General features: G+C 67.9%; 14 protein-coding genes. 10 read left to right on the forward strand and 4 right to left on the reverse strand.

Going from position 1 to position 11,615, the window contains the following annotated elements; genetic code table 11:
• The first annotated feature begins 15 nt into the window (after window positions 1-15).
• Genes AC0IYU_RS03025 through AC0IYU_RS03035 form a run of 3 tightly spaced genes read left to right on the forward strand, consistent with a single transcriptional unit; the run spans window position 16 to window position 3,351 of the window.
• Window positions 16-1,230, forward strand: coding sequence for a class I SAM-dependent methyltransferase (locus AC0IYU_RS03025; RefSeq protein WP_472112886.1), 1,215 nt, complete (start codon window positions 16-18; stop codon window positions 1,228-1,230).
• Between the two features lie 16 nt (window positions 1,231-1,246).
• The gene (locus AC0IYU_RS03030) at window positions 1,247-2,560 is read left to right on the forward strand and encodes an MFS transporter (protein WP_472112888.1); all 1,314 of its coding nucleotides are present in this window, start codon (window positions 1,247-1,249) and stop codon (window positions 2,558-2,560) included.
• Window positions 2,557-3,351 (forward strand): SDR family NAD(P)-dependent oxidoreductase, encoded by a 795-nt coding sequence (locus AC0IYU_RS03035; RefSeq protein ID WP_472112890.1) that lies wholly within the window; start codon window positions 2,557-2,559, stop codon window positions 3,349-3,351. Before AC0IYU_RS03030 ends, AC0IYU_RS03035 begins: the two co-directional genes overlap by 4 nt.
• A gap of 31 nt (window positions 3,352-3,382) precedes the next feature.
• Here AC0IYU_RS03035 and AC0IYU_RS03040 read toward each other — a convergent pair whose 3' ends face one another.
• Entirely contained in the window at window positions 3,383-3,994 is a 612-nt protein-coding gene (locus AC0IYU_RS03040) for a glutathione S-transferase N-terminal domain-containing protein (protein WP_472112892.1), read from the reverse strand.
• A 130-nt stretch (window positions 3,995-4,124) separates the two neighbouring features.
• On the opposite strand from AC0IYU_RS03040, the gene purB reads away from it, so the two are divergent.
• Together purB and AC0IYU_RS03050 are read left to right on the forward strand one after the other, a co-directional pair.
• The gene (gene purB / locus AC0IYU_RS03045) at window positions 4,125-5,504 is read left to right on the forward strand and encodes an adenylosuccinate lyase (protein WP_472112894.1); all 1,380 of its coding nucleotides are present in this window, start codon (window positions 4,125-4,127) and stop codon (window positions 5,502-5,504) included.
• Window positions 5,504-6,064 carry a YaeQ family protein gene (locus tag AC0IYU_RS03050; protein ID WP_435486766.1) on the forward strand — a complete coding sequence of 187 codons (561 nt, stop codon included), beginning with the start codon at window positions 5,504-5,506 and terminating at the stop codon, window positions 6,062-6,064. The genes purB and AC0IYU_RS03050 overlap by 1 nt, the downstream gene beginning before the upstream one ends.
• A 10-nt stretch (window positions 6,065-6,074) precedes the next feature.
• Here the strand turns inward: AC0IYU_RS03050 and AC0IYU_RS03055 are convergent, their stop codons facing one another.
• Both AC0IYU_RS03055 and AC0IYU_RS03060 read right to left on the reverse strand, forming a co-directional pair.
• Window positions 6,075-6,380, reverse strand: coding sequence for a putative signal transducing protein (locus tag AC0IYU_RS03055; protein ID WP_435437380.1), 306 nt, complete (start codon window positions 6,378-6,380; stop codon window positions 6,075-6,077).
• A gap of 2 nt (window positions 6,381-6,382) precedes the next feature.
• Window positions 6,383-6,859: a DUF3717 domain-containing protein gene (locus AC0IYU_RS03060; protein WP_472112896.1), complete on the reverse strand. Its 477-nt coding sequence runs from the start codon at window positions 6,857-6,859 to the stop codon at window positions 6,383-6,385.
• 497 nt (window positions 6,860-7,356) lie between these two features.
• On the opposite strand from AC0IYU_RS03060, the gene AC0IYU_RS03065 reads away from it, so the two are divergent.
• The 3 genes from AC0IYU_RS03065 to AC0IYU_RS03075 all read left to right on the forward strand — a co-directional run bounded on the left by AC0IYU_RS03065 (window position 7,357) and on the right by AC0IYU_RS03075 (window position 9,082).
• Window positions 7,357-8,103 (forward strand): TerC family protein, encoded by a 747-nt coding sequence (locus AC0IYU_RS03065; protein ID WP_435486764.1) that lies wholly within the window; start codon window positions 7,357-7,359, stop codon window positions 8,101-8,103.
• A 72-nt stretch (window positions 8,104-8,175) separates the two neighbouring features.
• Window positions 8,176-8,640: a hypothetical protein gene (locus AC0IYU_RS03070; RefSeq protein WP_435486763.1), complete on the forward strand. Its 465-nt coding sequence runs from the start codon at window positions 8,176-8,178 to the stop codon at window positions 8,638-8,640.
• Window positions 8,641-8,728: 88 nt separating this feature from the next.
• Complete coding sequence (locus AC0IYU_RS03075; protein ID WP_435437376.1) at window positions 8,729-9,082, forward strand: phage holin family protein; 354 nt, start codon at window positions 8,729-8,731, stop codon at window positions 9,080-9,082.
• A gap of 9 nt (window positions 9,083-9,091) precedes the next feature.
• Here AC0IYU_RS03075 and AC0IYU_RS03080 read toward each other — a convergent pair whose 3' ends face one another.
• On the reverse strand, window positions 9,092-10,666 hold the full coding sequence (locus tag AC0IYU_RS03080; RefSeq protein ID WP_472113620.1) for a M48 family metalloprotease: 1,575 nt from the start codon (window positions 10,664-10,666) through the stop codon (window positions 9,092-9,094).
• 54 nt (window positions 10,667-10,720) lie between these two features.
• Between AC0IYU_RS03080 and moaC the strand changes: the two genes are divergently transcribed.
• Together moaC and AC0IYU_RS03090 are read left to right on the forward strand one after the other, a co-directional pair.
• On the forward strand, window positions 10,721-11,221 hold the full coding sequence (gene moaC / locus AC0IYU_RS03085; RefSeq protein WP_472112899.1) for a cyclic pyranopterin monophosphate synthase MoaC: 501 nt from the start codon (window positions 10,721-10,723) through the stop codon (window positions 11,219-11,221).
• A gap of 58 nt (window positions 11,222-11,279) precedes the next feature.
• The gene (locus tag AC0IYU_RS03090; protein ID WP_472112902.1) at window positions 11,280-11,615 is read left to right on the forward strand and encodes a hypothetical protein; all 336 of its coding nucleotides are present in this window, start codon (window positions 11,280-11,282) and stop codon (window positions 11,613-11,615) included.

Raw genomic sequence — 11,615 nt, forward strand, 5'->3', positions numbered from 1 at the left:
CACGAAGGCATTCGAATGACCTCCACCACCACGGCCTCCCGCTTTTCGCTTCCTCAGGACGCGCCCGGTTCCGCGCGCACCGTGCTCGGCCTGCTGCAGCGGCTGTCCTACGGCTCGCTCACCGTGCGCCTGCCGGACGACTCGGTGCGCCATTTCGGCGCCACGCCGGGCAGCGGCCCCACGGCCTCGCTCACGCTGCGCAACTGGAACGTGTGCCAGGCGGCGCTCAAGTCGGGCGACATCGGCTTTGCCGAGAGCTACATCGCCGGCGACTGGACCACGCCCAACCTCACCGAGCTGATCAAGGTCTTCATCGCCAACCGCCGCGCCATCGAGGACGTGGTGTACGGCAGCTGGTTCGGCCGGCTGGTGTACCGCGTGCGGCACATCATGAACCGCAACAGCAAGGCCGGCAGCTCGCGCAACATCCATGCGCACTACGACCTGGGCAACGCCTTCTACAAGCTCTGGCTCGACCAGACGATGAACTATTCGTCCGCGTGGTTCGAAGGCGACCTCGCCAAGCCGATGCCCGTGGCGCAACGCGCCAAGGTGCGCCGCGCGCTGGAACTGGCGCGCGTGAAACCAGGCGACCGCATGCTCGAGATCGGCTGCGGCTGGGGCGCGCTGGCCGAGATGGCCGCCACCGACTTCGGCGCCTCGGTGACCGGCGTGACGCTGTCCACCGAGCAACTGGCCTTTGCCCAGAACCGCACCGCCGGCATGGGCACCGACCTGCGCCTGCAGGACTACCGCGACATCAAGGACGCGCCCTTCGACGCCGTGTGCTCCATCGAGATGGTGGAAGCGGTGGGCCGCGAATACTGGCCGACCTACTTCCAGAGCGTGAGCCGGCTGCTCAAGCCGGGCGGGCGTGCCTGCGTGCAGAGCATCGTGATCGACGACGAGCTGTTCGACCGCTACATCGACTCGACCGACTTCATCCAGCAGTACATCTTCCCGGGCGGCTGCCTGCCGTGCCCGCGCGAGTTCCGCCGCGAGGCCGAGGCCGCGGGGCTGGACGTGGTGGACGAATTCGCGTTCGGCGCGGACTACGCCGAGACGCTGCGCCGCTGGCGCGAGAGCTTCCTGGCGCAGCGCGCCCACATCCTGCAACTGGGCTTCGACGAGCGCTTCATGCGCATCTGGGAGTTCTACCTGGCCTACTGCGAGGCCGCGTTCTCGCAGGCCAACATCGACGTGGTCCAGTACACGCTGCGCAAGCGATAGAAACACGCGGCCCTTCGTGCCCCCTGCCCCTTCTTCCTCCCGCTTCGGAACCGTCGACGGCCTGCGCTACGGGCTGCTCGGGCTGCCGCTCGCGTTCGTCGCGCTGCCGCTCTATGTGCTGCTGCCCAACCACTACGCACGCGCCTTCGGCGTGCCGCTGGCCACGCTGGGCGCGGTGCTGCTGGGCGCGCGGCTGCTCGATGCGCTGATCGACCCGCTGCTCGGGCGGCTCAGCGACCGGCTGCATGCGCGCTCGCCGCGGGCGGTGCTGGGCTTCGGCGCCTTCGCAGCGGGCGTGCTGCTGCTGGGCTTCGGGCTGCTGTTCTTTCCCCAGCTGCTGGTCGACCCCGCGCGCCACGGCGCGCTGCTGGCGGCGGCGGCCGTGCTGCTGGCCGTGACCTATGCGGGCTACAGCATGCTGAGCATCGCGCACCAGTCGTGGGGCGCGATGTTGGGCGGCGACGCGGTGCAGCGCGGACGCATCGTGGGCTGGCGCGAAGGCATGGGCCTGGTGGGCGTGGTGCTGGCGTCGGTCGTGCCGACCGTGGCGGGGCTGCCCGCGATGGTGGCGCTGTTCGGCGTGCTGCTGGCGGTCGGCTGGCTGATGTGGACGCAGGCGCCGCGCCCGGTGCGCACGCAGGCCCCGCATGTGACGGTCGACCTGCGCCTGCCGCTGCGCCGTCCGGCGTTTCGCCGGTTGCTGGCGGTGTTCGTGCTCAACGGCATCGCCAGCGCGGTGCCGGCCACGCTGGTGCTGTTCTTCGTGCAGGACCGGCTGCAGGCGCCGGCCTCGCTGGAGCCCGCGTTCCTGGGGCTGTACTTCGTGATGGCCGCGGCATCGATTCCCGTGTGGCTGCGCATCGTGCGGCGCTTCGGGCTGGCGCGCTCGTGGCTGGGCGGCATGTGCATGTCGGTGGTGGTGTTCGCATGGGCCGGCGCCATGGGCGCGGGCGACGCGGTGCCCTTCCTGGTGGTGTGCGCGCTGTCGGGCTTTGCCATCGGCTCCGACCTGGTGCTGCCGAGCGCGCTGCTGGCCGGAATCATCGCCGAGGCCGGCGACCAGCCCAACGCCGGCGCCTACTTCGGCTGGTGGAACTTCGCGACCAAGCTCAACCTGGCGCTGGCCGCCGGCTTGGCGCTGCCGTTGCTCGGGCTGGCGGGCTACGTGCCCGGCGCGCGCGAAGCCACGGCGCTGCAGGCGCTGTCCCTGGCGTATTGCCTGTTGCCCTGCGTGCTCAAGGTGGCGGCGGGGCTGGCGCTGTGGGCGCTGGTGATACGGCCGGTCCCCGCCCCTTCTTCTTCCTCGCCCCTGCCGAAAGTCTCTCCTTGAAGCCACTCAATCCGCCGCTGACCGACTGGCAGGGCAAGACGGCGTGGGTCGTGGGCGCGTCCTCGGGCATCGGCCGCGCCACGGTGCTGGCGCTGCTGGCGCGCGGCGCGCGCGTGGGCGTGTCCGCGCGCAGCGGCGAGGCGCTCGACGAACTGGCGGCGCTGCACAACGAGGCCGGCCAGCCGCCGCGCGTGATCGCGCTGCCGCTGGACGTGCGCGACGCCGCCTCGGTGGCCGCCGCCCACGCGCATCTGCTCTCGGTGACCGGCGCGATCGACTTCGTGCTGCACAACGCCGCCACCTACGACGCCCTGCGCGCGGACGCGTTCGCGCTCGACACGATGCTGGTGCACCAGCAGGTCAACTACGTCGGCGCGCTGCATGTGCTGGCGGTGGTGCTGCCCGGCTTCGTGGCGCGCAACGCGGGCCACATCGCCATCACGGGCAGCGTGGCCGGGTTCCGCGGGCTGCCGAAGAGCCTGGCCTACGGGCCGACCAAGGCGGCGCTGACCAACCTGGCCGAGGTGCTGTACGTGGACCTGCATGCGCGCGGCATCGGCGTGAGCCTGGTGCAGCCGGGCTTCGTCGACACGCCGCTCACGGCGAAGAACGATTTCAGGATGCCGGCACTGATCACGCCCGTAGCCGCCGCCGAAGCCATGCTCGAAGGCTGGCGACGCGGCCATTTCGAGATTCACTTTCCGCGCCGCTTCACCTTCTGGATGAAGCTCATGCGGCTGCTGCCGTACCGGCTGTACTTTCCGGCGGTGTCGCGGCTCACGGGGCTCTGACAACGAAAAAGGCGCCTTGGGGCGCCTTTTGTCAGGGTTTCGTGTCGATGAAGCTGGGCCGCAACATGAGCTTGTCGTACAGCTTGGCCAGGTTGCTGTGGTCGGCGCGCCAGTCGATTTCAGGAAAGCGCAGGGCCAGCCAGCCCAGCGTGCAGCCCACGGCGATGTCCGACAGGCTCAGGTGAATGCCGCTGCAGAAAGGCTTGTCGGCCAGGCCCTTGGCCATGGCGGCGACGCCGTCCTCGACCTTGGCGCGCTGGCGCTCGATCCAGGCGGCGCTGCGCTCGCCGTCGTTGCGCCCGGCCCAGGTGGCTTCCAGGCGCCAGAGCACGCCGGCGTCCATGACGCCGTCGGCCAGCGCTTCCCAGGTCTTGACCTCGGCACGCTCGCGGCCCTGCTGCGGAATCAGCTTGCCGACCGGCGACAGGGTGTCGAGGTACTCGACGATCACGCGCGAGTCGAACATCGCCTCGCCGCCTTCCATGATCAGGCAGGGCACCTTCCCCAGGGGATTGGAGCTGGAAATGGTGGTCTCGGGAGCCCAGACGTCTTCGATGACAAACTGGTAATCGAGCCGCTTTTCGGCCAGCACCACGCGCACCTTGCGCACATACGGGCTGGCGGCGGATCCGATCAGTTTCATGAAGGCTCTCTCCCTAAGATTTACAACATTCGTTAATAGTCATTTTAGGTGAACGGGAAAACCAGGGCCCCAAATCGACGCCGATGTGTAGGTACCGCCCCACGGAGCGGCAGCCGCCTAAAATTCGGGCATGAGCTTTTCCACCGTTTCCGCCCTCTCCCCCCTTGACGGTCGCTACGCGGCCAAACTCGCGGCGTTGCGCCCGCTGATGAGCGAGCAGGGCTATATGCACCGGCGCGTGCAAGTCGAGGTGGCGTGGTTCATTGCGCTGTCCGACTGCGGCTTCGCCGAATTCAAGCCCCTGACGGGCGGCGCCCGCAAGTACCTGCTGGGCCTGGTCGCACACTTTTCCGAGGCCGACGCGCTGGCCATCAAGGAAATCGAAAAAACCACCAACCACGACGTGAAGGCGGTCGAGTACTGGATCAAGTCCAAGTTCGAAGCCCGCCCGGAGCTGCTGGCCGCGGCCGAGTTCGTGCACTTCGCCTGCACCAGCGAAGACATCAACAACACCAGCCACGCCCTGCAGATCCAGGCCGCGCGCGAAAAGGTGATGCTGCCGGCCATCGACGGCCTGATCGCCAAGCTGCGCGAAATGGCGCACCAGTTCGCCGATGTCTCGATGCTCGCGCGCACCCACGGCCAGACCGCCAGCCCGACCACGGTCGGCAAGGAAATCGCCAACGTGGCGGTGCGCCTGGCCAAGGCCCGCGCGCAGATCGCCTCGGTGCAGCTGCTGGGCAAGATGAATGGCGCGGTCGGCAACTACAACGCCCACCTGGCCGCCTGGCCCGAGTTCGACTGGGAAGCCTTCAGCCGCAAGGTCATCGAAACGCCCGCGCCGCTGGGCCTGGGCCTGAGCTTCCAGCCGTACAGCATCCAGATCGAGCCGCACGACTATATGGCCGAGCTGTTCGACGCGGTGGCCCGCGCCAACACGATCCTCATCGACTTCTCGCGCGACATCTGGGGCTACGTGAGCCTGGGCTACTTCAAGCAGCGCCTGAAGAAGGGCGAGATCGGCTCCTCGACCATGCCGCACAAGGTCAACCCGATCGACTTCGAGAACGCCGAAGGCAACCTGGGCCTGGCCAACGCGGTGCTGCGCCACCTGAGCGAGAAGCTGCCCATCAGCCGCTGGCAGCGCGACCTGACCGACAGCACGGTGCTGCGCAACATCGGCGTGGCTATCGGCTATGCCACGCTGGCCTATGCGAGCCTGGCCACGGGTCTTGGCAAGCTCGAGCTCAACGAGGAGGCGCTGGCCGAAGACCTCGACGCCTCGTGGGAAGTGCTGGCCGAGCCGATCCAGACCGTGATGCGCCGCTATGGCGTGCAGGGCGCCTACGAGCAGCTCAAGGAAGTGACGCGCGGCAAGACGGTGACGGCCGAGGCGCTGCACGGGCTGATCCGTTCGCTGGAAATTCCGGAAGAGGAAAAGACCCGTCTGCTGGCCATGACGCCGGCCAGCTACGTCGGCAAGGCTGCCGAGCTGGCCAAGCGCATCTGATGGCCCTCAAGTCCACCATCTTCAAGGCCACCCTCGCGGTGGCCGACATCGACCACGGCTACTACGCCGACCACGCGCTGACCCTGGCGCGCCACCCCAGCGAAACCGACGAACGGATGATGATCCGGCTCGTGGCGCTCGCGCTCAATGCGCACCAGCTGCAGGACATCTGCAACGGCGACGGCACGCTGGCCTTCGGCGCCGGCCTGTCGAACGTCGAGGAGCCCGACGTGTGGCTGCGCGACTTCACCGGCCAGGTCAAGATCTGGATCGAGGTCGGCCAGCCCGAGGACAAGCCCGTGCTCAAGGCCTGCGGCAAGGCGGACGAGGTGATCGTCTACTGCTTCAACCACGCGGCCGAGATCTGGTGGCGCGGCATGGAGAACAAGCTCGCGCGGCCGAAGAACCTGAAGGTCTACCGCGTGCCGACCGATGCCTCGCAGGCGCTGGCCGCGCTGGCGCAGCGCAGCATGCAGCTGCAGGCGACCATCCAGGAAAACACGCTGACGCTGGGCGACGGCACGAACAGCGTCGACGTCGAACTGCTGCGCTGGAAATAGCGCCGCGCGGCTAGGCCGCCGGCATCATCTCGCCGCACTGCCAGCACTGCTCGAAGCCGCCTTCGACCTGCTCGCCGCACACGCACAGCCAGTTGCGCTGCGGCCGGTTCTGCAGTTCGTGCAGCAGGCGTTGCGCCAGCTCGAACTGGGTCTCGTCGTCGATCCATATCTCGGGCAGGCACTGGTCGGGCGGCAACTGGCCCATGACCGCCCCCAGGAACTCGCGCTGCACCGTGGCGGCCACGCCCTCTTCGCGCAAGGCGTGCGCCCACACGGTGGCGATCGCGAGGTTGGGGGCTTGCGCGAGACGGCGCATCGTCAGGGCGCCCGGTTCTTTTCGTCGTCGGGGTCGAACTCGGGCTCGGCGGCGGACGCCGGCCCCTCGTCACGCGCCTCGCGCGCCCGCTCCGCATAGCGGTTGAAGCGCCAGGCCGAATCTTCCATGGTGATGCGGCGCCACGTGGCGCGCTTTTCGACCGCGGTCATGGCGGGCCAGAACTGCACTTCGTCGAAGCTGCGCCCGCAGCCCTTGCATTCGTCGTCGCCCTGGCTGGTGGAGCAGATCGCGATGCAGGGCGTGTCGGGCGTGCTCTCGTACCAGGCCATCCAGGCGGCCCAGGCCTTGGGCGGAAAGCCGACCTCGTCGACCTCGTCCTCGTGGTGAAAGACCATCAGCGCGTAGACCTCGGCCAGCGCGCGCAATTCGGGACCGAGCGTGATGCCGTCGGGCGAGGGCGTCTTCTCGCGCCAGTGGTTGATGGCGGCCTCGATGTCGGTGATGTGTATGGCGGCCATGAAAGGTGAAAAAACAGCGGACGGCGATCATAGTCCGGCAATGTCCCGAAGCGTCGAAGGGACAAGATCGCTACAAAAGAAATAGCATCACACGCCCTGTTCATGCGCCTCTCCAGGCTGTTCTCTTCAAGCCCCTGAAAACTTTCGATTGCGCGGCCGCGGGCTTCGATGCTCTAATCCGCCCCACGAAGGGGAGTAGCTCCCGACCGCTGTCCACGGCAGCGCGAATCGTCAGGTCGTCAATACGAAGCAAAACACTTCCGGCCTGCCGGGCAACGTACGCGCGCTCGCGCGGGCGCTGTCGAGCAAGACCTTCGATTTGAACCTGTGCAGGTTTGGTCGAAGCGTTTGCAAGCTCCCGGCGGTCCCCAAAGTCTCCGGCCTTCATCCCCCGCTTTCGATCCTTCCCGCCCAGGATGAATCGAAACGCATCGGCATGCGCCTTCCGTCGTCACCCCTGCAGGGAGAGACAGGGGCGCGAAGACAAAGAGGAATCTATGGAACTGTTCATGACCCCGGAATTCTGGGTCGCTGTCGGTCAGATCATCATGATCGACATCCTGCTCGGTGGCGACAACGCCGTCGTGATCGCGCTGGCCTGCCGCAAGCTGCCGCCCGCACAACGCACCAAGGGCATCCTTTGGGGCACCGCCGGCGCCATCATCCTGCGCGTGATCCTGATCTTCTTCGCGCTCACGCTGCTGGCCATTCCGTTCCTGAAGCTGGTCGGCGCGATCCTGCTGGTGTGGATCGGCGTGAAGCTGCTGGCGCCCGAGCATGACGACGCGCACGGCAACATCACCGGCAGCGACAAGCTGTGGGGCGCCGTCAAGACCGTGATCGTTGCCGACCTCGTGATGAGCGTGGACAACGTCATCGCCATTGCCGGCGCCGCCCAAGGCGCGGGTGAAGGCCACCAGATGCCGCTCGTGATCTTCGGCCTGCTCGTGAGCATCCCGATCATCGTGTGGGGCAGCCAGCTCGTCATCAAGCTGATGGACAAGTTCCCGATGATCATCACGCTGGGCGGCATGCTGCTCGGCTGGATCGCCGGCACGATGGCCGTGTCCGACCCGGCCCTGGCCAACGCCGCGGCCTGGACCTGGGTGCCGAAGGTGCCGCAGACCGACGTCATCAAGTACGCTGCCGGCATTGCCGGTGCGCTGCTGGTGCTGGCCCTGGGCAAGTGGATCGCCGCGCGCAATGCACGCAGCCGGCCCGCAACGGCCGTGGCGGCCGACTGAGCCCGCGCCACCGCCCGGAAACCTGCCGCCCCGCACAGTCTCTGTCACTCTAACTACCTGAAGGAGCACGCCATGGAAAAGATCATTCTTTACGTCGACGACGTCACCTACGCCAGCGAGCAGTTCGCCGAACTCGCGCCGGACGCGGGCAGCGTCGTGGCGCGCCATTGGGTGCTGGTGGCCTGCGCGCCGCGCATGACGCATCGCATCAGCAAGTGGGTGAGCCACAGCGCGCGCGAGAACTGGCGCGCCAAGTGGTTCAGCAAGGTGCAGGCGCAGATGCTGCCGCTGCTGGAGCGCAACGGCGGCCAGGTGACCCCGGTGCTGGCCAAGGGCCCGCTCACCGAGCTCACGGCGCTGCTCAAGCGCGAGCATGGCGCGGTCCACGTGGTCGATGCGCGCCGCCCGAAGATCGGCGTCGACATGGAGCCGGTCACACCCGACCAGAAGCCTGCGCACCAGTCGGGCTGGGCTTTTCCCGGCGCCGTGATGGGCATGGGCGCGCTGCTGGTCTTGGCGAACGAGCTGGCCGAGTAAGACAGGCCCGGTCATTCGTGCAGCGAGCCCCGGTGCGGCAACGCACCGGGGCTCGTTGTTTTTCGGGCCCTGCGTTATCCTGCGCCGCATGCGCATCATCATCAAATGGCTGCTCAGCGCTGTCGCGCTGCTGGCGGTGGCTTATCTCTACAGCGGTGTCCAGGTCAACAACTTCGGCTCCGCGCTGATCGCGGCCGCGGTGATCGGCCTGCTCAACATGATCGTGCGGCCGGTGCTGGTGGTGCTGACGCTGCCCGTCACCATCGTCACGCTCGGGCTGTTCCTGTTCGTGATCAACGCGCTGCTGTTCTGGGCGGCTTCGGGCCTGCTCGGCGGCTTTCACGTCAACGGCTTCGTGGCCGCGCTGATCGGCTCGCTGCTCTACTCGCTGCTGGGGCTGGTGATCGAGGCCGCGCTGGGCGGCCTGCTTTCCAAGCGCTGAGCGTCCCGGCTACCTGAGAGGCGGCTCTGCCGCCTGCTCCTTCACCAGCGCCTCCACGGCCCGCGCACGGGTGTCGATGATCGACGCCTCGTAGTGGTCGACCACCCTGGACTGGCGCACCAGTTCCTGCGCCGCCTTGAAGCGGTCGCGCGCGGCGGGGTAATCGAGGATCGCGACGTTCGCCTCGGCATCCGCACGCACCGCGCGCAGCGTGTCGTTCTCCGCGCCATACAGGTTGCCGAGCGCACGCCAGGCGGTCGCATCGCGCGGGTTCGCGGCGACCCAGTCGCGCAGCACCGGAACCATCGGCGCGGGCTGGCGCGTGGCGGTGGCGGCTTCGGCGGACAGCAGCATCTCGGGGCGCTCCTTCGACCTGGCGTCGAGCAGCGCCGCCGCCCTGGGCGCGGCGCCCGCGGCCAGTTCGATCTCTGCAGCGAGCCAGCGTGCCTGCCTGGCTGCGGCCTTGTCGTCGGCCGTGCGCGCGATCAGCCGCTCGGCCAGGGCACGCGCCGTCTTGTAGTCGCGCATCTCCTTGGCCGACAGCGCCGCCGCGTAGAGCATGCCGGCCTGCTGGGCGGGCGAGCTCCTGGCGAACTCGCCGCTGGAGGCGGCATCGATCCACAGCCGCAGCACGTCGACACCCGGGCGCGTCAGCACGCGGGCGCGCGAAGCGACCATCGCGTGGTCCATCACCAGCGGGACAGGCGGCGCCGCGTCCATGCGGAACTGGAAGCGGCCCTGCATGTCGGAAATGCGCTCGGTGGTCAGCGGGTGGCTGCGCAGGTAGGGAAACGAGCCGTTGTCGTTCAGGCGCGAGGCGTACTGCAGCCGCTCGAACATGGCGGCGGCGCCTTGGGGCGCGAAGCCCGCCTGTGTCATCACGCCGAAGCCGATGCGGTCGGCCTCGCGCTCCATGTCGCGCGAGAAGCTCAGCTGGCTCTGCATGAACAGGGCCTGGCTGCCCATGATCACGGCCTGGCCGGCGTCGCCGCTGCGGCTGCGGCCCGCGGCGATCATCCCGAGGATCAGCCCGGCGATCATGAGCGGCATCTGCTTGCCCTGCTTGTCCATGATGCGCGAGATGTGGCGCTGCGTGACGTGCGAGAGCTCGTGCCCGAGCACCGTGGCCAGCTCGTCGCGGCTGCCCACCGCGGCCACCAGGCCCAGGTTGAGCCCCAGGTAGCCGCCAGGCAGCGCGAAGGCGTTGATGTTGCGGTCGCGGCCCAGCAGGATCGTCCAGGCAAAGCGCTCGTCGAGTTCGGGCGTGAGCTCGCCGCGGGCGCGTGCGGCGGCCAGCAGGCGCTGCCAGATGTCCTGCACGTAGGCGGCGATCACCGGGTCGTCGATGTAGTCGGTGTCGCGGTACAGCTCGCGGGCGATCTGGTCACCCAGGTGGCGCTCGGCGCTGGCGGTCATTTCGCCGCCGTCGCCCAGGCCGGGCAGCACGGTTTGAAAGGGCTGCAGCTGCGCCAGGGCCGGCGTGGGAAGCAGCGCCTGCGACGCTACCAAAACAGTAGCGCACAACGACCGCAGGACGTGCGTCAATTGTCTTTTTTGGGAATGTTCGGGAGTCAAGCGCGGCAGTCCTCGTCAGTGGCTCGGGCTCGTATGATGCATCTTCAACTCGATTGTTCAACCATGAGCTCTCTCACCCATTTCGACGCCCAGGGCCAGGCCCACATGGTCGACGTCGCGGCCAAGCCCTCCACCCACCGCGTGGCCGTGGCCACGGGCCGCATCGAGATGCAGCCGGCGACGCTGGCGCTGATCGAGTCGGGCACCGCGAAGAAAGGCGACGTGCTGGGCATCGCACGCATCGCGGGCATCCAGGCGGCGAAGAAGACCAGCGACCTGATTCCGCTGTGCCATCCACTGGCGCTGACGCGGGTGGCGGTGGCGTTCGCGCTGGCCGACGCGGGCAGCGCTCCCCAGGTGGCCTGCACGGCGACAGTCGAGACCGTCGGACCCACGGGGGTCGAAATGGAGGCGCTGACGGCGGTGCAGGTGGCGCTGCTGACCATCTACGACATGTGCAAGGCAGTGGACCGGGGCATGCGGATCACCGATGTGCATGTGCTGGAGAAGCATGGGGGGAAGTCGGGGAGCTGGGTGGTGAAGGAGCGGGTGGGTGGGGAATGACGCCAATCGGCCCCCGTTGATTTGTATGATCCAGAAGTTTTTCTGCCCAGGGTCCGACATGCCGAAGTCTTTCATCTTGGTGAGCCTTGTTGCTCTACTGTCCTCTCCCGCGTTCGCCAACACGCTCAGCGACAAGGTGGATGCCATGTCCGAAAACGGGCGTCGCAACTTCACCGCCGTGCTGGTGCAGCAGAGCGGCGCGCAGTGCCCCGCCGTGCAGCGGGTGTTCTTCCAGGGCCTGCTGGACAAGGCAGCCGTGTGGAACGTGCGGTGCAGCGGCAAGAACGCGGACTTCGGCGTCATCTTCTACGACGACCAGGCCAACACCACCCGCGTGATGCCGTGCGCGCAGCTCAAGGAGCTGGGCGCACCCGGCTGCTTCAAGAAATTCTGA

The sequence above is a fragment of the Variovorax sp. AC103 genome, assembly GCF_979254005.1.